A 20,346-nucleotide genomic window follows, 5' to 3' on the forward strand; every position below is an offset into this window, starting at 1 on the left:
GGGGTGACCCTCTTCACACGAGGGCCACCCCGACGCTTGCGGCGCTCGCACGGGAGCGGGAAGAGGGCCCGGACAACCCTTCGGACCGGTTCCGTCCCGTCGGCGGCGAGCGCGGATTGCCGTTGTCTACTGGGTGTCCAGGCCCCTCCTGGGTCCAACCCCCCGCCCGGATGGGGTGCCCCGCCTCGACGAAACGCCGGCCCTGCGCCTGGCTGTACGGACGGGGTGACCCCCGTCACGGGCGCAGGAACCGACGATGCCGAAAGACGGCCAACCGGCCAGTCCCGTGCTGGACTGGGCAGCAAACTACCGACCCCAGCGCAGATGTCAACCGTGTCACCAGCAGCGCAAACACCAAGTTTTCGCAGCTGGGGCATGATCGACGAGAGCCGTCAATGCTCTCATGTGATCCGATGTCGCTCAAGTCGAGCGAGCGCCCGCGGCAGCGGGCCCGTGTGCACGACGCCAAGGCGCTGCGTCGCACGGGTCATCGCGACGTAAAGGTCGCTCGCCCCGCGAGGCGACTCCCCCAGGATCAGCTCGGGCTCGACCACGATGACCGCGTCGAACTCGAGTCCCTTGGCGTCCGCGACGCTCAGGACCGCGACCGGGGCGTCGAGGGCGGAGGCTCCCCGGTCCGCCACGGCTCCGTCGACGGACCGGGTCACGAGCTCCCCGATCTCCGCCGCCGAGGCCTCGGGGACGATCACGACCAGGCGGCCGCCCTCGACGGCCTCGGCCTTGACCAGTTCCGGGAGGGAGCCGAGAGGGGAGGCGGCCCACGGGCGCGCGCCCGTCTCCCTGACCGAGGTGGGCGCGACGAGACCGGGGCCGACCAGTTCCAGCACGTCGGCGGCCACGGTCATCAGCTCGGCCGGGGTGCGGTAGTTGACGCTGAGGTGCTCCTCGCGCCAGCGTCCCGCCACGTAGGGGTCGAGCATCCGGCCCCAGGAGCGCACCCCGGCCGAGGACCCGGTCTGCGCGAGGTCGCCGACGATCGTCATCGAGCGGCTCGGGCAGCGCCGCATCACCATCCGCCAGTCCATCGGCGACAGCTCCTGCGCCTCGTCCACGATGACGTGGCCGAAGGCCCAGGTGCGGTCGCCCGCGGCGCGTTCGGCGGTGGTGAGGTAGACGTCGTCGTTCAGGTGCCTGGCGGCGAACTTCTCCGCGTCCATGATCTCGGAGAGGCCCGTCAGCTCCAGCACCTCCCTGGCGTAGTTCAGCTGGTGCTGCCGTTCCTCGGCGGCCGCGGCGCGCGCCGCGGCCTGCTCCTCCTCGGCCATCCACGCCCCGGCCCGCAGCACCGACGGGTCGATGTCGCCGAGCAGCTCGGCGGCCTCGTCCAGCAGCGGCACGTCCGACGCGGCCCACCAGTTCTCCCCCTTGCGCGGCGGCTCTCGCAGCATCAGCGCCCGCTCGGCCTCGCCGAGGTCGGCCGCGGCGTAGTCGAGCCGCTCGCGGGAGGTGAACAGGCCGATGAGGAGCTGTTGCGGGGTGGTGTAGGGCCACAGCCTGTTCAGCGCGGCCTTGACGGGCTGCTCGGTGCGCAGTTCCTCACGGATGTCGGCCAGCTCGTCGTCGTCGATCGTCCCCTTGCCGATCTGGTGGGCGGCCTGCCTGGCGAGCGCGTTGAGCAGGTGGCGGACGAAGATCCCGCGAGCCTCGTTGTGGGGCCGCCTCGAGCGGGCGGCCCGGTTGCGCGCGGCGTCCAGGACGCGCCCTTCGAGTTTGAGGGTGTAGCGGTCGAGACGGATCTCGACCGGCTTGCGCGGCACCCGCTGCCGTTCGCGTACGGCCCGCGCGACGACCTGGGCCATCCGCGCGTCGCCCTTGACCGCCGCGACCTCGGGGCGCTCCCTGACCGTGGCGGTGACCCCGGGATACAGCTCGGCGACCGTGGACAGCAGCACGTCGGTCTCGCCCAGGGAGGGCAGCACCTGCTCGATGTAGCGCAGGAAGGTCAGGTTGGGGCCGAGGATGAGCACGCCCTTGCGGGCCAGCCTCTCCCTGTGGGTGTAGAGCAGGTAGGCCGCCCTGTGCAGGGCGACCACGGTCTTGCCCGTTCCCGGACCGCCCTGCACGACCAGCACGCCGTTGAGGTCGGAGCGGATGATCCGGTCCTGCTCGGACTGGATCGTGGCCACGATGTCGCGCATCCGCCCGGTCCGCCTGGCGTCGATGGAGGCCAGCAGCGCGGCCTCGCCGTTGAGGGTGCTCACGTCCTCTTCGGTGAGGCTGTCGAGGTCGAGCAGGTCGTCGTCGATCCCGATGACCTGGCGCCCCTTGGTCTGCAGGTGGCGGCGGCGGGTGACGCCCATCGAGGCCGCGGGGGTCGCGCCGTAGAACGGCTGGGCCACCGGGGCCCGCCAGTCGATCAGCAACCGCCGCTGGTCGTCGTCGGCCAGGCCGATGCGGCCTATGTAGAGGGAGGTCTGGTCGGCGTTGTCGAGTCGTCCGAAGCACAGGCCGTTCTCGACCGCCCACAGGCGGCCCAGACGCTCGGCGTACATCCCGGCGAAGGTGTCCCGCTCGGAGCGGTTCTGGTGCGTGCCGCCGCCTCCGCCCTGCGCCAGCACGTCGTCCAGCTGGCGCTGGGTGCGCTCGCGCAGCAGATCGAGCCGCGCGTAGAGGACGGAGACGTACTCCTGCTCCCTGTCGAGCTCGATTTGACGGGTTGCCTTCGCTCCATTATGGTTGATACTAATGGGATACTCCGGACCATTGCGCTAGTTGTTGTGACAAACCATCACCCTAGCAGGTCCGTCGAGATGTTCGCCCATCCTCCGGCCATCACAGGTTGATTGCGGCATCCTCCCCGCGCTTGACTCGACTGACCTGGGTTCCTTAGATTCTCTGGAAGTTAGGAAAGTTTCCTAACTCCGCTATACGGGCGCCCCATATGGACATCGCCGACACGGAGGACCTGTGACCCAGCCCACCCCGGGCACTCCCAGCCTGCTGCGGGCGATCAACGACCGGGCCGCCCTGCAGGCACTCCTGGAGCGCGGACCGCTGACCCGGCCCGAGATCGGCGCGCTCACCGGCCTGTCCAAACCCACAGCATCCCAGTTGCTCGTCCGATTGCAAGAGGCTGGGCTGGTCGTGCTCAACGGCATCCGCGAGGGCCTGCCGGGCCGTACGGCCGAGGTCTACCGGCTCAACCCCGCCGCGGCGCACGTCGCCGCGGTGGACGTCACCCCCGCGCACATCGACGTCAGGGTCGCCGACATCACCGGCACCGTGGTCGGCGAGCACCGGCTGCCCACTCCGGGACGCTCGGCGGGCGACGTGGTCGAACGGGTCCGCGCCGCGCTCGAGGGCGCGAACGCCCCCGCCGACCTGCGGCACGCGGTCATCGGCGTGCAGGGCGCCATCGACCCGGGAACCGGCAAGCTCGCCTACGCCACCAGCAAGGACATGCCGGGCTGGCACATCCCGGACCTGGTCTCCACCCTCAGCGAGGGACTGGGCGTGCGGGTCGCCGTCGAGAACAACGTCAACCTCGTCGCCCAGGCGGAGCAGGCGCACGGCGTCGCCCAGGGACACCAGGACTTCGTGCTGCTGTGGGCGGACGAGGGCCTCGGCTCCGCCCTGGTGCTGGGCGGCAGGCTGCACCGGGGCGCGACCGGCGGCGCGGGCGAGGTCGGCTACATGCCCGCCCCCGGCGCGCCGACGGCCCGCGAGGCGGGGCGCTACGCCAACCACGGCTACCAGGCCCTCACCGGCGGCCCCGCCGTGCTCAAGATCCTCAGGTCGTACGGCGTGCGCGGCTCGACCTTCGCCCAGGCCGTGCGGAACGCCGCGCAGCTCTCCGAGGAAACCGGGAAGCGCGCGGACAACGCCCGTGCCGGGCTGCGCGACGTCGCCGCCCGCCTGGCGGTCGGCCTGGCCTCGATCACCTCCGTCGTCGACCCCGAACTCATCGTGCTGACCGGCGGGACCCTCATGGCCGGCGGCGAGACCCTGCGGGAGCTCGTCGAACGAGAGCTCCACGCGCTGACCATCCCCCGCCCCCCATTGCTGCTGTCGGCCGTCGAGGGCAACCCCGTCCTTGCGGGCGCGCTCGACCTCGCCCTCGCCACCGCCAGAGAAGAGGTCTTCAGCTCCACCCTCCCCGCCTGATCCCCGCGTCACGCTTCCCCACCTTCCCCTCGTGATCCCCCCCACACGCAAGGAGGCAGCCGCCGTGCGCCGACGCTTTCTCACCTTCGCCATGGCCGCGACCGCGGCCACGGCACTGACCGCCTGCACCGCGGGCAAGGAGGGCGCGCCCGCTCTCGGAAGCGGGCCGAAACCCTCGGGCTCCGCGTCCTCCGCCCTGCCCGCCGCCTCCATCGAGGTGTGGCACGGGTTCAGCACCCCCGGTGAGGTGAAGGCGTTCGAGGACGCCGTCGCCGGGTTCCGCGCGAAATATCCGCAGATCACCGTGAAACTAGTCAAGGGCGTACAGGACGACCAGATCACCCAGGCCGTGCGCGGCGGGAAGGCGCCGGACGTCGCCTCCTCGTTCACCACGGACAACGTGGCGCAGTGGTGCAAGAGCGGAACGTTCCAGGACCTCACCCCGGTGATCAAGCAGGACGGCATAGACCTGTCGGTGATCCCCGAGGCCTCCCGCGCCTACACCGAGTTCGACGGCAGGCGCTGCACGATGCCGCTGCTCGCCGACGCCTACGGCCTCTACTACAACAAGGCCCTGATGAAGGGCGAACAGCCGCCGAAGACGCTGTCGGAGCTGACCGAGCTGACGAAGAAACTCACCGTCAGGGACGCCGACGGGAACATCAAGGTCGCCGGGTTCATCCCGAGCTTCCAGTACTACGAGAACGTCCCGACCCACTTCGCGCCGACCATCGGCGCGAAGTGGTACAACGAGGACGGCACCTCGGCGATCGGCTCCGACCCGGCCTGGAAGGGGTTCCTTCGCTGGCAGAAGGAGCTCGTCGACTGGTACGGCTACGACAAGCTGAACAAGTTCCGCAAGAGCCTGGGCCAGGAGTGGTCGGCCGACCATCCCTTCTACAAGGGCAAGGTCGCCATGGTGCTGGACGGCGAGTGGCGCAACGCCATGATCGCCAACGAGGCCGAGGAGCTCGACTACGGCACCGCGCCGTTCCCCGCCGCCGACGACAAGCCCGACCTGTACGGCGGCGGCTTCACCTCCGGCACCGTGATCGGCGTCCCGAAGGGCGCGAAGAACCCGCAGGCCGCCTGGGAGCTGGTGAAGTATCTCACCACCGACACCCAGGCCCTGGTGACCCTGTCGAACGCGGTGCGCAACGTGCCGACGACCAAGGCCTCGCTCGAGGCTCCCGGTCTGAAGAAGGACGCGAACTTCCAGACCTTCATCGACATCTTCGCCCACCCCAGGACGAGCACCATCCCCTCCAGCGTCAACAGCTCCTTCAACCAGGAGGCCTTCCAGGAGTTCATGAACCAGTGGGAGCAGGGGTCCGTCAAGGACCTCGACGCCGGGCTCGCCGAGGTCGACAAGCGCATCAACGACAAGCTGAAGCTGTCCGGGGGCTGATCCTCGATGAGCAGCATCGCCCACGCGACACCGCGACGGCGGCACGGTGAGGGCCTCAAGGCCCTGCTGTGGATGTCGCCGTGGCTGGTGGGGTTCGCGGTCTTCTTCGCCTACCCCCTCGCCGCGACGGTCTACTTCTCCTTCCACCGCTATGACCTGTTCACGCTGGAGTTCAGCGGCCTGGACAACTACCGCTACTTCCTGACGGACGACCGCGCCTGGATCTCCATCGGCAACACGCTGTGGCTGGTGGCCGTCATGGTCCCCGCCCAGGTGCTCTTCGGCCTGGCCGTCGCGCAGTTCCTGACCCACCTGAAGGCGGGCGCGGGCTTCCTGCGCACCGTGTTCTACCTGCCCTCGCTGGTGCCGGTGGTCGCGGGGACGGTCTCCTTCGTCTTCGTGATGAACCCCTCCGGTCCGGTCAACCAGGTCCTCGGGTTCTTCGGGATCACCGGGCCCGACTGGTTCGGCGACAAGGACTGGTCCAAGCCGGGCCTGACCCTGCTGGCCATGTGGGGCATCGGCAACACGATGATGATCTTCCTGGCGGCGCTGCTGGACGTGCCCAAGCACCTGTACGAGGCCGCGGCCATCGACGGGGCGGGCGCGTGGCGGCGCTTCCGCAGCATCACGCTGCCGACCATCTCCCCGGTGCTGATGTTCTCGGCCGTCACCGGCGTCATCTACGCCCTGCAGTACTTCACCCAGGCGATGATCGCCTCCCGGGTCGCCTCAGGGCGCACCGACTCGGCCGGCAGCACCTTCGTGCCGGGCTACCCGGAGCTGTCGACGCTGACACTGCCGCAGTGGCTCTTCCACGCGGGCTTCCGCGACTCCACCATGGGCTACGCCTGCGTGCTGGCGCTGGTGCTGTTCGCGGCGGCCATGGCCCTCACCCTCGTCCTGCTACGCCGGTTCCGCGCGTTCGCCGACGACGAGGGAGGCGGCCGATGACCGCCCTGGCCACGCCCCCCGTCACCGCCGTCTCCCCCGCCCGCCGCACGGGCGCGCGCGGCCGTGCCCGCAGGATCCTGTACTGGATCGCCACCCACGCCGTCGCCGTCGCGCTGTCGCTGATGTTCCTCGGGCCGCTGGCGTTCGTCGCGCTGACCGCGCTGATGACCGACGAGCAGGCGCTCACCGGCGACCTGTGGCCGACCAGCTGGAACTGGGGCAACTTCGGCGAGGTGTTCGCCAGGTCGCACATGCTGACCTGGATCGGCAACACGTTCATGTACGCCGGGCTCGCCACGCTGTTCATGCTGCTGTCGTCGATCCCGGTGGCCTACGCGATGGCCCGTTTCCGTTTCAGGGGCAGAAAACTGGCTTTCTTCGCGGTCATCACGATGATGATGCTGCCCCCTCAGGTCGTCGCCGTTCCCGTCTATCTCATCTGGGCGCGTTTCGATCTCACCGGCACGTTGTGGCCGCTGATCCTGCCGATGCTGCTCGGCGACGCCTTCTCCATCTTCCTGCTTCGGCAGTTCCTGATCACGATTCCCCGGGAGTACACCGAGGCAGCCCGAGTCGACGGCTGTTCGGACCTCAGGACGCTGGTCAGCGTGATCCTGCCGATGTCCAGGCCCGCGATCGCGGCGGTCGCCCTGTTCCAGTTCTTTTACTGCTGGAATGATTACTACGGACCGCTGCTTTACGCACAGATAAGCGAGGAAAACTGGACCCTGTCCCTCGGGCTGGCGTCCTTCCGGGCACTGCACAGCGTGCAGTGGAACCTCACCATGGCGGCGACCATCCTCGTCATGGCACCGGTGATCATCGTGTTCTTCTTCGCCCAGAGAGTTTTCATCGAGGGCGTGACGCTGACAGGAGTAAAAGGGTGAAACTCGCCGTTGTCGGGGGCGGCTCGACGTACACGCCGGAGCTTATCGACGGATTCGCACGGCTGCGGGACGAACTCCCCCTCACCGAGATCGCTCTGGTCGATCCGGACCCCAACCGTCTCGAACTGGTCTCCGGGATGGCCCGCCGGATGCTGGCGCACGCCGGTCACCCGGCCAGGGTCGTCGCGACCGGTTCGGTCGAGGAGGGCGTCGCCGGAGCCCACGCGGTCCTGCTGCAGCTGCGCGTCGGCGGCCAGGCCGCCCGCAACGTGGACGAGACGCTGCCGCTCGAGTGCGGCTGCGTCGGCCAGGAGACCACCGGCGCGGGCGGTCTGGCCAAGGCGCTGCGCACCGTCCCCGTGGTGCTGGACATCGCCGCGAAGGTGCGCGAGCACGCTCCCGACGCCTGGATCGTCGACTTCACCAACCCGGTGGGCATCGTCACCAGGGCGCTGCTCGAGGCCGGGCACCGGGCCATCGGCCTGTGCAACGTGGCCATCGGCTTCCAGCGCCGCTTCGCCGCCAAGCTGGGGGTCGCTCCCGAGCGGATCTCGCTGGGCCACGTGGGCCTGAACCACCTGACCTGGGAGCGGGCCGTGTTCCTCGACGGCGTGGACGTGCTGCCCCGGCTGCTGGAGAGCCACGGCGAGGAGATCGCCCAGGACATCGGCCTGCCCGTCTCCCTGATCCGCCACCTCGGCGTCGTGCCCTCCTACTACCTGCGCTACTTCTACGAGCACGACGCCGTGGTCGAGGAGCAGCGGAGCAAGCCGTCCCGCGCCGCCGAGGTGGCGGCGATGGAGGCCACGCTGCTGGAGATGTACGCCGACCCGTCGGTGAACACCAAGCCCGAACTGCTGGAGAAGCGGGGCGGGGCGTTCTACTCCGAGGCCGCGGTCGCGCTGATCGCCTCTCTGCTCGGCGATCGGGGCGACACCCAGGTGGTCAACCTGCGCAACGACGGCACGCTGCCCTTCCTGTCCGACGACGCGGTCATCGAGGTCCCCGCCACGATCACCGCGACCGGCGCGAAGGCCCTGCCCGTCGACCCCGTCGAGCCGCTCTACGCGGGGCTCATGGCGCACGTCACGGCGTACGAGACGCTGGCGCTCGACGCCGCGCTGCACGGCGGCGTCGAACGCGTCTCCGACGCGCTGCTGGCCCACCCGCTGATCGGCCAGGCCTCGCTGTCGGACGACCTCGCACGGCGCCTCGTCGAGGCCAACCACCGGCACCTGCCCTGGGCGACAAGGTGAGGACAGTCCTGGCGGTCGACGGCGGCAACAGCAAGACCGACGTCGCGCTGGTCGCCGAGGACGGCTCCGTCCTCGCCACGGCCCGGGGAGCGGCCTTCCAGCCGCAGAGCGCGGGCGTCGGCGTCGCGATCGACGCGGTCGGCGACGCCGTGCGCGCGATGCTCGGCCAGGACGCGGCGCTCCCGTTCGCCGACCACGTGGCCGCCTACGTGGCGGGCGCCGACCTGCCGGTCGAGGAGGACGCCCTCAGGGACGAGATCGTCGCCAGGGGGTACGGCGGGAACGTGGTCGTCGGCAACGACACCTTCGCGCTGCTGCGCGCGGGGGCGTCGGGGCCCGCGGGAGTGGCCGTGGTGTGCGGGGCGGGCATCAACGCCGTCGCGGTCTCCCCGACCGGCGAGGTGACGAGATACCCCGCCCTCGGCAGGCTCACCGGCGACTGGGGCGGAGGGTACGGCCTCGGCGAGGAGACGCTGTGGTCGGCGATCCGCTCGGAGGACGGCCGCGGCCCGGCCACCGCGCTGGAGCGGGCGGTACGCGAGCACTTCGGCGCGAGCACGGTCGAGCGGGTGTCCCTGGACATCCACTTCGGCGATCTGCCGCCCGGCAGGCTGCACGAGCTCGTGCCGGTGCTGATGGCCGTCGCGGCCTCGGGCGACGCGGTCGCCCGCTCGATCGTGACGCGGATGGCCGACGAGGTCACCGTGCTCGGGGTCGTCGCGCTGCGCCGTCTGGACCTGCTCGACACCCCGATGGAGGTGGTCCTGGGCGGCGGCGTGCTGACCGCCCGCGACCCGCTGCTGAACGGCCTGATCGAGGAGCGCTTCGCCGAGCAGGCCCCCAGGGCCAAGCTGGTCGTGGCGGACGTCCCCCCGATCGTCGGCGCCGCCCTGCTCGGCCTGGACGCCCTGGACGCCGCCGAGGAGGCGAAGGCCCGCCTGCGCGCCCACTTCCACGCGGCGGCGTGAGAGCACGCCGTGCGGCCCGCGACAGGGCCGCACGGCGTGGACGGTCAGGCCTGCTCGTCGGGCTTGTCTCCGTCGGCGCCGATGAGCTCGGGCGCGCGGTGCTCGTACGGCGTGCTGAGCACGACCGTGGTCCTGGTCGAGACGTTCGCCGAACTGCGGATCTGGTTGAGCAGCTCCTCGAGCGCGATCGGCGAGGCCACCCTGACCTTGAGGATGTAGCTCTCGTCTCCGGCCACGCTGTGACAGGCCTCGATGGCCCCCAGGTGGGCGAGCCGCTCGGGGGCGTCGTCGGCGGCGGCCGGGTCGATGGGCTTGATGGACACGAAGGCGGTGAGCGGCAGCCCGATCGCGTCGTAGTCCACGAGCGCCGCGTAACCCCGCACGACCCCGCGCTTCTCCAGCCGGCGCACCCGCTGGTGCACCGCGGAAACCGAAAGTCCGGTCTCCCTGGCGAGGTCGGTGAAACTCATCCGGCCATCCCGGGCCAGCAACGTCACGATCCGGCGGTCGATCTCCTCCACCCGGTCAACGGTAACGGCACCCGGAGGCCGCCCGCGCCGCGGCATGGTCACGGCATGGTCCCAACCGCACCCGATCCGCCCGAACCGGATCGATCTCCGCGTGGAACCGGGGACGGCGAGCCCGGCCCGGCTCCGCGGCCCCGTTAACGGATCGCCTGTTCCCGGGAATTCGGTCAACGCGCCGGTTGGCAGGCGCTCCTACGAAATTTACCGTCAATCCATGACGAAACGGATATCGCTCCTGCTGATCATCGGTTTCCTCCTCCTGGACTCCGGAGCGGCGGCCGCCGGCACGGCACGGCTCCAGTCGTACGTCATCCGCGGTGGAGACAGCTTCTTCACGACCACCGGTCGCTGCACGGTCGGGGTCGCCGTACGAGGCGGTTACGTCACCGCCGGCGCCTGCGGGCGCGTGGGCGAGGCCGTCCGCGGGCGGAACCAGACCGCCCAGGGAGCGATCCGCGCCTCGAGCTTTCCCTCCGCCTCCATGGCCTGGGTCGAGGTGAACCCCGACTGGGTCCCGCGAGGGGCGGTCAACGGCGTCGGGGGCGAGATCGCGGTCCGCGGCGGCAGTCCGGCCCCCGTCGGCTCCTCCGTCTGCCGTTCCGGCGGCACGAGCGGGTGGCACTGCGGCATCCTGCTTCGCAGGAACGCCTCGGTGACCTATCCGCAGGGCACCCTGCACGGGCTGATCGAGGCAAGCGTCTGCGCCGAGCCGGGCGACCTCGGAGCCCCCCTCATGTCGGCCGGGCACGTGCAGGGCGTTCTCGTCGGCTCCACGGGCAACTGCAGCACGGGAGGCCGCTCCTACTACCAGCCCATCGACGAGATCCTGCAGAGGTACGGCCTGACCCTGCTCACCCTGTGACCTCCCTCACCCCTCGTCCCCCGCGGCCGGGCCCCCGGGAGCGGAAAGGCCCTCGGGCGGCCTCCCCGCGGGCGACGCGGAGGCCGGGAGGGCGACGACGAACCGGGCTCCGCCGGTGTGAGCGGTGTCGAGCCAGATCCTCCCCCCGTGGTGTTCCACGATCTTCTTGCAGAGCGCCAGACCGATTCCGGTGCCCTCGTAGGCGTCCCGGTGGTGCAGGCGCTGGAAGATCACGAAGATCTTGTCCGCGAAGTTGGGGGCGATGCCGATCCCGTTGTCGGTGAGGGTCAGCCGCCACTCGCCGTCCCTCTCCTCCGCCTCGATCCGGACGTGCGGCCTGCGGCCCGGGCTGCGGAACTTCAGGGAGTTGCCGATGAGGTTCTGCCAGAGCATCACGAACCGGGTCCGGTCACCGACGATCACCGGCAGGTCGCCGACGTCGATCTCGGCCTCCGTCTCCTCGACCGCGGCGGAGAGGTTGGCCAACGCTCGATCGACCACGTCGTTGAGGTCCATCTCCACGGGCTCCTGCTGGATCCTGCCGACCCGGGAGAAGGTGAGCAGCTCGTTGATGAGCGTCTGCATGCGCTTGGCGCCGTCCACGGCGAAGTCGATGTAGGTGTTGGCCCTGTCGTCCAGTTGGGACGCGTAGCGCTGTTGCAGCATCTGACAGAACGACGCGATCTTGCGCAGCGGTTCCTGCAGGTCGTGCGAGGCCACGTAGGCGAACTGCTCGAGCTCGGCGTTGGAGCGTCTCAGCTCCTCCGTCTGCGCGGCGAGCCGCTGCCTCGAGGTGCGGGTCTCCTCGAGCTCGGCGACGATCCGCCCGCGCATGGCCTCCATGTCGCGTGCCAGCGCGGCGAGGTCCGCGGGGCCCCCGGTGTCGACGTGGTGCTCGAAGTCGCCGCCGGTGACACGGCGGGACGCCTCCCCGAGCCGCGCCAGGGGACGGAAGACGGCGATCCTGAGCAGCACGGCCACCATGACGATGGTGAGCAGGAAGGCGACCAGGATCGCGACGAACGTCGCGTCCCTGACCGCGCGCGCCGCGTCCAGGTCGCCGCGGGCGTCGTCCCTGGCCCGGCTCCAGGCGGCGCCCTGCCTCACGAGGGCGCCGCGGACCGCGTCGAAGGCGCGCTTGCTCCCCTCGGTCGACACGGAACCGACGCTCTCGGGACCCGAGGCCCGGGTGGCGGCGATCATCGGCTCGGCGTGGCGGAGCCGCCACTGGCCGGCAAGACGCTCGACCTCCTGGAGCTCCTCCAGCACCCCGGCCGCGGACACGACCGCCCTGATCCGCGAGGAGGCCTCGAGCTGGGCGCTCAGGCCGTCCAGGTAGGGCTGCAGGAACTCCTCCTTGCCGGTGATGACGAACCCCCGCAGCCCGGTCTCCTGGTTCAGCAGCGCCGTCTGCAGCCGTTCCGACTCGATCCTGCCGACCGAGATCTTGTCGATCAGGCGGTTGGACGCCTGCGCGGCGTTCCGCAGGACGACCGCGCCGACCACCGCGGACACGCCGAGCAGCAGGGCCATGGCCAGCAGCACGACGGTGAACCACGTCTGCGCGCGCCAGCGGCCTCGCCGGAACGCGGGCGGGTTTGTCTGCTCGGCGGTCATCGGCCTCTCATCTCAGGGGGAGCCCGCCGGTAGCGAATCCGCGAAAAGTCCGGCGGCTGACGAAAGATACCGGAACGGACAGGCTCGCGCCCCGGGGCTCGGCTCTCCTGCCCACGGGAGGACCTGTCGGCCCCTCTCCCGCGTGACGGCCGCTCTCCTCCGGGAGAGCCGCCCGCTCTCCTCCGCGCACGTGTCCGCGCACGTGGCGACGGGCCGTGAGGCGGGCCGTGCGGCCGTCGTACATTCTCAGGATGAGCAATCTGGAACATGCCCCTCGGACGACGGAGTGCGGCGGCCCCGAGGACGTCGCGGCGGGGCCGGTGAGCGAGCTGCTGACGGGCCGCGACGTGGTGCTGGGCGGTCCGAGGGCGATGAAGGTGACCCGGACCCTGCCGAACCGGGACGTCCGGATGGTGGGCGCGTGGTGCTTCCTGGACCACTACGGTCCCGAGAGGACGGCCATGCGGGTTCCCCCGCACCCGCACACCGGGCTCCAGACGGTCAGCTGGCTCGTCGAGGGCGAGGTGCTGCACCGGGACTGTCTCGGCAACGAGCAGCTGATCCGGCCGGGGCAGCTCAACCTCATGACCACGGGCCGCGCGATCTCGCATTCGGAGGACTCTCCCGGCGACGCCCGCCTGCACGGCGCGCAGCTGTGGGTGGCGCTCCCCTCGGCCCATCGGCACACCGCCCCGCACTTCGAGCACCACCCCACCCTGCCTTCGCTGTCCGGCCCCGGTTTCACGGCGACGGTCCTCATGGGCGAGCTGGGCGGCGTCGTGTCACCGGCCCGGACCTACAGTCCCCTCACCGGCGCCGAGGTGTCCCTGGACGGGGGCGCGGAGGTCGGGATCCCGCTCAGGCCCGACTTCGAGTACGCCGTGCTGGCCCTGTCCGGCACGGCCCGGGCCGACGGGACGGAGCTCGTGCCGGGACCGCTGCTCTATCTGGGGACGGGGCGCTCAGAGCTCGCCCTGGCGGCCGAGGGACCCACGCGTCTGCTGCTCCTCGGCGGCGAGCCGTTCGAGGAGCGGATCGTGATGTGGTGGAACTTCGTCGGCCGCGACCACGAGGAGATCGTCCGTTTCAGACGGGAATGGATGACGGGCGACGCGTTCGGCACGGTGCCGGGCACGACCGCGGCCCCGCTGCCCGCTCCCGAGCTGCCCGGAGTCCCGCTGAAACCCCGCGGACGCCACCGGTAGCGGCCCGGTCCCGCCGCCGCCTCCGAGGCCCGGCCGAACCGTCCGCCCGCTGACGGGGAGCCGTGGCCGCCCGCCCCGGCGTGTCCCCTGCCGCGCCGGAGGGCACGGGGCCGTGGGAGCCGCCCGCGGACGCGCTCCGCGTTCGTCGGCGACGCCCGGCCGTTGCGGGGGCTCGGTGACGCACTCCGGCTGCGGCGGGTGCGAAGCTGGTGCGGCGGGCGCCGTCGCCCGGACGCGCGACGGGCTCGTTTCAGGCCGGGAGTTTCGGAAGTTCTGGGAGGCAGTCGTGTCGGACGAGTTCGACGTGGTCGTCATAGGCGCGGGTCCCGCCGGGGAGAACGTCGCGGGCCGCGCGGTCCGCGGGGGGCTGAGCGTCGCCGTGGTCGAGGAGAACCTGGCGGGCGGTGAGTGCTCCTACTGGGCGTGCGTCCCCAGCAAGGCCCTGCTCCGCCCGGTGGACCTCACCGCGGAGGTCGGCCGGGTGCCCGGATTGACGCCGGGGCCGATCGACGTCGCCGCCGTGCTCGCCAGGCGCGACGAGGCCGTGTCGAACTTCGACGACGGCAAGCAGGTGGAGTGGATCGAGGGGCTGCCCGCGGAGTTCGCGCGAGGACGCGGGAGGCTGCGGGGGCCCAAGGTCGTCGAGGTGACCGCGCCGGACGGCTCGGTGCGCTCGCTGCGCGCCCGGCACGCCGTCGTGCTGGCCACCGGCAGCCGCCCGCTGGTCCCGCCGGTCCCCGGGCTGGCCGAGGCCTCGCCGTGGACGAGCCACGAGGCGACCGCGGCGCGGGCGGTCCCGCGCAGGCTGGCGGTGCTCGGCGGAGGCGTGGTGGCCTGCGAGATGGCCCAGGCGCTGCACGGCCTCGGCGCGCGGGAGACGACGCTCCTGGTGCGCGGCGACTCCCTGCTCGGCAGGATGGAGCCGTTCGCCGGAGAGCTGGTCGCGGCCTCGCTGGCGGAATCGGGTGTCGAGGTGCGCACCGGCGCCCAGGTGACCCGGGTCGAGCGGCCCGTGCCCGGTGGCCCCGTCACCGTCCACCTGGCCGAGGGCGCCCCGGTCGAGGCCGACGAGCTGCTGGTGGCGACGGGCCGCAGAGCCGCGACCGGAGACCTGGGCCTCGACACCGTCGGCCTGTCCGTCACGGGGCCTGTCGAGGTCGACGACAGCATGCGCGCCACCGGTGTCGACGGCGGCTGGCTGTACGCCGTCGGCGACGTCAACGGCCGCAACCTGCTCACCCACATGGGCAAGTACCAGGGGCGGGTGTGCGGCGACGTCATCGCGGCCAGGGCGCGGGGAGAGCGCGACGACCTGCCCGGACTGCGCGACGTGGCCGACGGGCAGGGCGCGCCCCAGGTGGTCTTCACCGACCCGCAGGTCTGCGCGGTCGGCCGCAGCGAGGCGGCGGCCAGGGCCGAGGGGTTCGACGTGCGCGTGGTCGAGTACGACCTGGGCGCGGTCTCCGGGGCCTACCTGCTGGGTGAGGGTTACCGGGGCAGGGCCAAGGCGGTCGTGGACGAACGGCGGCGCGTCCTGCTCGGCGTGACCTTCGCGGGTCCCGGGGTGGCCGAGATGCTGCACTCGGCGACGGTCGCCGTCACCGCGGAGGTGACCCTCGACCGCCTCTGGCACGCGGTGCCGTCCTTCCCCACGGTCAGCGAGGTCTGGCTGCGGCTGCTCGAGCAGTACGGACTGTGAGGTGAGCGCGGACGGAGCGTGACCCGCAGGTCCGGCGGACCCGGCCGACGCGGCGTGCCGCCTCTGGCGCACCACCACGCGCACGCGCGTCACGGGTCCGTCCTCCCGGCTCGCCACGCCCGCCCGGAGAGCGGTTTCCGCTCGGCAAAGCCACAATCGAGGCAGGAAAAAAACGCTTTTTTGACTGGTTTGTCATATTTTCGAAACAACAGGGCACCACTGTGAGGGACACGGTTTTCGACAGGCAGACGTCCAGGAGAGGCGAGGGGGCGAAATGGCGGCCATGGACAGGGGGATGCGCGGCAGCCAGCACGAAACGCCCTGGCAGGTCGATTTCCAGGCGCTGGACAGGCGGGAACGCCTCATCATCAAACGGATGCTGGCGGGCCTGGCGCTCGGCATGATCCTGGCCGTGGTCGGCGAGACGCTCGCCGAGGTGCTGCCCGCCGAGATCACCGCGGCCTACGACCCGTACGTCTACGGGCTGCTGGTCCTCGTCATGACGCGCGGCTCCGCACACGTCGGCTGGGCGACCCTGAACGGCCTCCTGGCGGCCGCGGGCCTCACGGCGGGGCACGTGGTCGCCCACGCCCTCAACCACGAGGAGACCCTGCTCGCCTCGACCAGCGAGAACTGGCCGATCGCGCTGAGCATCACGATGGCCGCCTTCGGCGTGGTCGGCTACCTCAGCCGCAGGCGCGGTCTCAGCGGCGACGTGGCCGTGGGGTTGTTCAGCGGCCTGCTGTTCACCCGGGGCGCCGAGAACGTCCAGCAGGCCGCCCTGACGCCCCACATCGGCTCTCAGCCGGGCGGGCCCTGGATGCTCACCGCCCTGGTGGTCATGGGGTTCGCCTTCCCCCTCCTGCTGCGCCCGACGGCGCGGGCGCGGTCGCGCACCCTGCTCGTCACCCTCGGCTGCGCCGCCCTGTTCACCGCGCTCTCCCTGATGCGCACGCTGTGACGAGAGCGCTCTCCCCCGACGGCGAGGGCGCTCCCGCCTCGGCGCACGGCGCCGGCCCTGAAGGGCCGCGCCGGGTCACCGCTCCTTGGCCAGGGCCCTGCTGATCACCAGGCGCTGGACCTGGTTGGTGCCCTCGACGATCTGCAGGACCTTGGCCTCCCGCATGTAGCGCTCGACCGGGAAGTCCTCGACGTAGCCGTAACCACCGAAGACCTGGACGGCGTCCGTGGTGACCTTCATGCACACGTCGGTGGCGAACAGCTTGGCCATCGCGGCCCGCGTGCCGTAAGGACGGCCCGCGTCGCGCAGGCGGGCGGCGTCCAGGTAGAGGGCGCGGGCGGCGGCGACCTGGGTCGCCATGTCGGCGAGCATGAACCCGATCCCCTGGAAGTCGATGACCCGCGTGCCGAACTGGCGACGCTCCCCCGCGTAGGCGGTGGCGGCGTCCAGCGCCGCCTGGGCGAGGCCGACGGCGCAGGCCGCGATGCCGAGCCTGCCTCCGTCCAGGGCCGCCAGGGCGATGCGGAAGCCCTCTCCCTCCGCGCCGAGCAGTGCGTCGGGCGTGAGCCGTGCCCCGTCGAAACGGACCTGGGCGGTCGGCGAGGACCTCATGCCCATCTTCCGCTCCGGCGCGCCGAACGACAGGCCCTCCGTCCCCGCGGGGACGTGGAAGCAGGAGATGCCCCTGGCGCCGTCGGAGGAGGTCCTGGCCATCAGGGTGTAGAAGTCGGCGACGCCGCCGTGGGTGATCCATGCCTTGACCCCGTCCACGGTGTAGCCGTCGGCGTCCGGCACCGCGCGGGTCGTCAGCGCCGCGGCGTCCGAGCCCGAGTGGGGCTCGGACAGGCAGTAGGCGCCGAGCAGCTCGCCGCCGAGCAGCTCGGGCAGCAGCGCGGCGCGTTGCTCGGCGGTGCCGTAGGCGGCCACGGGGAAGCAGGACAGCGTGTGCACCGACAGGCCGAGACCGACCGCGAGCCAGGCCGAGGCGAGCTCCTCGAGCACCTGGAGGTAGACCTCGTACGGCTGCGCCGCGCCCCCGTGCTCCTCGGGGTAGGGCAGCCCGAGGAGGCCGGACCTGCCCAGGGTGGTGAACACCTCGCGGGGGAAGCGTCCGGCGGACTCGTCCGCCGACGCCCTGGGCGCGACCTCCTTGGCGATCAGATCACGGACCAGGTCAAGCAGGTCGTGAGCCTCGGCGGTCGGCAGCGCACGCTCAACGGTCATATCCGCATACTCCGATCAGGACGCGAAAGACAAAAGGGGCAGCCGGGGTCGCCGGCCACCCCGATTGTGACATCCGTTACACGACGACGAGCTCACGAGGCCGGTGGTTGACCCGCTCACCGCCGTCCTCGGTGCAGACCAGGATGTCCTCGATGCGCGCGCCGTGCGCGCCGGGCAGGTAGATGCCCGGCTCGACGGAGAAGGCGAAGCCCGGCGCCAGCGGCTCGGTGTTGCCCGCGACGATGTAGGGCTCCTCGTGGGTCTCCAGGCCGATGCCGTGCCCCGTGCGGTGGATGAAGTAGTCGCCGTACCCCTCCGCGGCGATCACCTCCCGCGCCGCGGCGTCGACCGCCTCGCACGACACACCGGGCCTCACGGCCTCACAGGCGGCCTCCTGGGCCCGCTGGAGCACCTCGTAGTACTTCACGAAGCCCGCGGGGGGCTCCCCGACGCAGTAGACCCGGGTGGAGTCCGAGCAGTAACCGCTCGGCATCTGGCCGCCGATGTCGACCACGACCGGCTCTCCCGGCTGGATGATCCGGTCGGACAGCTCATGGTGGGGGCTGGCGCCGTTGTGGCCGGAACCGACGATGACGAAGTCGACGGTCGAGTGGCCCGCCGCGATGATCGCGTCGGCGATGTCCCTGCCGACCTCGCGCTCGGTACGGCCCGCCCGCAGGAAACCGGGCACCTGCGCGTGCACGGCGTCGATCGCGGCTCCCGCCTCGCGGAGCGCGGCCACCTCGGCCTGGCTCTTGCGCATGCGCAGGTCCCGCAGGACGGTCCCCGCGAGCACCTGCTCCGCGCCGGGCAGCGCGGCGCGGAAGCGGAGCGACTGCATCGCCCACATGCGGTCGGCCAGGCCGACCCTGCCCACGCTTCCTCCCGCACGCCCCAGCCGCGCGGCCACGGCCGCGTACGGGTCGTCGGTCTCGTCCCAGGGCACGAACTCGATGCCGAGCCTCGACGCCGGGGAGTGCTCGGCGGCGGGCAGCTCGAGCCGGGGCACCACCAGGAAGGCCTCCCCCTCCGCGGGCAGCACCAGACAGGTGAGCCGTTCCAGCGGCAAGGCCTCGTAACCGGTCACGTAGCGCAGGTCCGGCCCCGGCGTGAGCAGCAGAGCGTCGAGCCCTGCGGCGGCCGTGGCCTCCTGGGCGGCGGCCAGGCGGGTAACGGGATACAGATCAGAGGACTCCATTGTCACACCAACCAATCTAATCCGGGATGGATCAGCACCGTACCGGGACCGGTAGTGGACAGGGAAAGTCCAGGAAAAGCCGCCGGTCTCGCAATGCCATCACTACAATCCGTTGAAGGACGATCACATTTTGTTGACAGGATGCCCCCAGGTCCCCACATTTCGAGAGCGAGCTAAATGGTCGGCGTAGTGGGCGGCCACCAGCCACCCCTCCACCCACGAAACGACCACGTGACCGGTTCCGCCCCGCTGACCGCGGCAGAGATGGTGCAGCGGTTGCGCGGAGAGCTGGACGAGCACATGGCCGTGGAACAACAACTTCTCAGCGCGCGGCTGGCCCACGCCGAGCGGCTGGGCAACCTGGGCTGGGCCGAGTGGAACCTCCAGACCGGTGAGTCCGTCTGGTCCGATCACGCCTACGCCGTCTTCGGCCGCGACCCCGACGAGGGCCCGGTCCCGCTGCGCGACCTGGTCCGTCACGTCGAGCCGCTCGACCGGGCGGCTCTCGACCGGCTGCTCCGGGCCGTGGTGAACCTCGCGGAGCCGGGGCAGACCGAGTTCCGCGTCCGCAGCCAGGGGGAGATCAGGAACCTCAGGGCGACCCTCGACCTCGTCGTGACCGGCGGGCACGCCACCGTCCACGGTGTGATCCAGGACGTCACCGACCGGCGCAGAGCCGAGCGGATCATCTCGGAGTCCCAGCGGCAGCTGCTCGAGGCCCGCGAGCGGGCCGCGGAGGAGCGGCGGGTGAGCATGGCGCTGCGCGAGGTGATCATGCCGGGTCTCGGGACCGCGATCGACCTGCCGGGCGCCAGGGTCGGGGTCCGCTACGTTCCCGCGGGCATGAAGGACGGCCTGGGCGGCGACTGGCACGACGCCACCGTCCTGCCGGACGGGCGAGTGCTGCTGACCATCGGCGACGTGTCGGGACACGGCCTGCCCGCGATGGCCCAGATGACCCGCCTGCGGACCGCGCTGGACGCCCTCGCGATGACCGGCGAGTCTCCGGAGCGCCTGCTGACCTGGCTCAACGACCTGGTGATGCACCGTTTCGAGGAGACGACCGCGACCGCGGTCATCGGCCACCTCGACCCGGCGGCCGGCGTGTTCTCCTGGAGCCAGGCCGGGCACCCCGCGCCCATTCTGATCCGGGGCGGCGTGGCGACCCCGCTCGACCCGCCCGCGGGGGTCCTGCTCGGCGCGACCCAGGCCGAGCCGTACGAGCTGGCCCGCGTGCGGCTGATCGAGGGGGACCTGCTGCTGCTGTTCACCGACGGGCTGGTCGAGCGACGCGACCGCGACATCGACGAGGGCCTCGCACTGGCCCTGGAGGCGGCGGCGGGCCTGTCACGGGGCGACCTGGACGCGGGCGTCGACCGGCTGATCCGGTCGGTCGGCGGGCCGAATCCCGAAGACGACACCTGCGTGCTGGTGATCGACGTGCTCGCCTGAACG

General features: G+C 71.4%; 16 protein-coding genes. 11 read left to right on the plus strand and 5 right to left on the minus strand.

Going from position 1 to position 20,346, the window contains the following annotated elements; translation table 11 throughout:
- Positions 1 to 401 precede the first annotated feature (401 nt).
- Entirely contained in the window at positions 402 to 2,708 is a 2,307-nt protein-coding gene (locus PKF00_RS15780) for a HelD family protein (protein ID WP_498073061.1), read from the minus strand.
- Positions 2,709 to 2,928: 220 nt separating this feature from the next.
- Here PKF00_RS15780 and PKF00_RS15785 point away from each other — a divergent pair, with 220 nt between their 5' ends.
- The 6 genes from PKF00_RS15785 (at position 2,929) to PKF00_RS15810 (ending at position 9,598) form a co-directional block, all read left to right on the plus strand.
- Positions 2,929 to 4,125 carry an ROK family transcriptional regulator gene (locus PKF00_RS15785; RefSeq protein ID WP_271218269.1) on the plus strand — a complete coding sequence of 399 codons (1,197 nt, stop codon included), beginning with the start codon at positions 2,929 to 2,931 and terminating at the stop codon, positions 4,123 to 4,125.
- A 64-nt stretch (positions 4,126 to 4,189) separates the two neighbouring features.
- Positions 4,190 to 5,533, plus strand: a complete 1,344-nt coding sequence (locus tag PKF00_RS15790; protein WP_271218270.1) for an ABC transporter substrate-binding protein — start codon at positions 4,190 to 4,192, stop codon at positions 5,531 to 5,533.
- A 6-nt stretch (positions 5,534 to 5,539) separates the two neighbouring features.
- Positions 5,540 to 6,487, plus strand: coding sequence for a carbohydrate ABC transporter permease (locus PKF00_RS15795; protein WP_271218271.1), 948 nt, complete (start codon positions 5,540 to 5,542; stop codon positions 6,485 to 6,487).
- Positions 6,484 to 7,374 carry a carbohydrate ABC transporter permease gene (locus PKF00_RS15800; protein ID WP_271218272.1) on the plus strand — a complete coding sequence of 297 codons (891 nt, stop codon included), beginning with the start codon at positions 6,484 to 6,486 and terminating at the stop codon, positions 7,372 to 7,374. Before PKF00_RS15795 ends, PKF00_RS15800 begins: the two co-directional genes overlap by 4 nt.
- Entirely contained in the window at positions 7,371 to 8,630 is a 1,260-nt protein-coding gene (locus tag PKF00_RS15805; RefSeq protein WP_271218273.1) for a 6-phospho-beta-glucosidase, read from the plus strand. Before PKF00_RS15800 ends, PKF00_RS15805 begins: the two co-directional genes overlap by 4 nt.
- Positions 8,627 to 9,598, plus strand: coding sequence for an N-acetylglucosamine kinase (locus tag PKF00_RS15810; protein WP_271218274.1), 972 nt, complete (start codon positions 8,627 to 8,629; stop codon positions 9,596 to 9,598). Before PKF00_RS15805 ends, PKF00_RS15810 begins: the two co-directional genes overlap by 4 nt.
- Before the next feature lie 44 nt (positions 9,599 to 9,642).
- Here PKF00_RS15810 and PKF00_RS15815 read toward each other — a convergent pair whose 3' ends face one another.
- On the minus strand, positions 9,643 to 10,119 hold the full coding sequence (locus PKF00_RS15815; protein WP_271218275.1) for an Lrp/AsnC family transcriptional regulator: 477 nt from the start codon (positions 10,117 to 10,119) through the stop codon (positions 9,643 to 9,645).
- 220 nt (positions 10,120 to 10,339) lie between these two features.
- On the opposite strand from PKF00_RS15815, the gene PKF00_RS15820 reads away from it, so the two are divergent.
- A complete protein-coding gene (locus PKF00_RS15820; RefSeq protein ID WP_271218276.1) occupies positions 10,340 to 10,987 on the plus strand; it encodes a S1 family peptidase in 648 nt (215 codons plus the stop codon).
- Between the two features lie 6 nt (positions 10,988 to 10,993).
- Here PKF00_RS15820 and PKF00_RS15825 read toward each other — a convergent pair whose 3' ends face one another.
- A complete protein-coding gene (locus tag PKF00_RS15825) occupies positions 10,994 to 12,604 on the minus strand; it encodes a sensor histidine kinase (protein ID WP_271218277.1) in 1,611 nt (536 codons plus the stop codon).
- Between the two features lie 251 nt (positions 12,605 to 12,855).
- Between PKF00_RS15825 and PKF00_RS15830 the strand changes: the two genes are divergently transcribed.
- From PKF00_RS15830 to PKF00_RS15840, 3 genes are all read left to right on the plus strand, one after another.
- On the plus strand, positions 12,856 to 13,809 hold the full coding sequence (locus PKF00_RS15830) for a pirin family protein (protein ID WP_271218278.1): 954 nt from the start codon (positions 12,856 to 12,858) through the stop codon (positions 13,807 to 13,809).
- A gap of 286 nt (positions 13,810 to 14,095) precedes the next feature.
- A complete protein-coding gene (locus PKF00_RS15835) occupies positions 14,096 to 15,508 on the plus strand; it encodes a dihydrolipoyl dehydrogenase family protein (RefSeq protein ID WP_271218279.1) in 1,413 nt (470 codons plus the stop codon).
- Between the two features lie 274 nt (positions 15,509 to 15,782).
- The gene (locus tag PKF00_RS15840; RefSeq protein ID WP_271218280.1) at positions 15,783 to 16,469 is read left to right on the plus strand and encodes a hypothetical protein; all 687 of its coding nucleotides are present in this window, start codon (positions 15,783 to 15,785) and stop codon (positions 16,467 to 16,469) included.
- A 75-nt stretch (positions 16,470 to 16,544) separates the two neighbouring features.
- Here PKF00_RS15840 and PKF00_RS15845 read toward each other — a convergent pair whose 3' ends face one another.
- Positions 16,545 to 17,693, minus strand: a complete 1,149-nt coding sequence (locus PKF00_RS15845; protein ID WP_271218281.1) for an acyl-CoA dehydrogenase family protein — start codon at positions 17,691 to 17,693, stop codon at positions 16,545 to 16,547.
- A gap of 76 nt (positions 17,694 to 17,769) precedes the next feature.
- The gene (locus PKF00_RS15850; protein WP_271218282.1) at positions 17,770 to 18,891 is read right to left on the minus strand and encodes a M24 family metallopeptidase; all 1,122 of its coding nucleotides are present in this window, start codon (positions 18,889 to 18,891) and stop codon (positions 17,770 to 17,772) included.
- Between the two features lie 231 nt (positions 18,892 to 19,122).
- Between PKF00_RS15850 and PKF00_RS15855 the strand changes: the two genes are divergently transcribed.
- A complete protein-coding gene (locus tag PKF00_RS15855) occupies positions 19,123 to 20,343 on the plus strand; it encodes a PP2C family protein-serine/threonine phosphatase (protein ID WP_271218283.1) in 1,221 nt (406 codons plus the stop codon).
- Positions 20,344 to 20,346 lie beyond the last annotated feature (3 nt).

It is taken from the genome of Streptosporangium carneum (assembly GCF_027922005.1).
GTDB lineage: Bacteria > Actinomycetota > Actinomycetes > Streptosporangiales > Streptosporangiaceae > Streptosporangium > Streptosporangium carneum.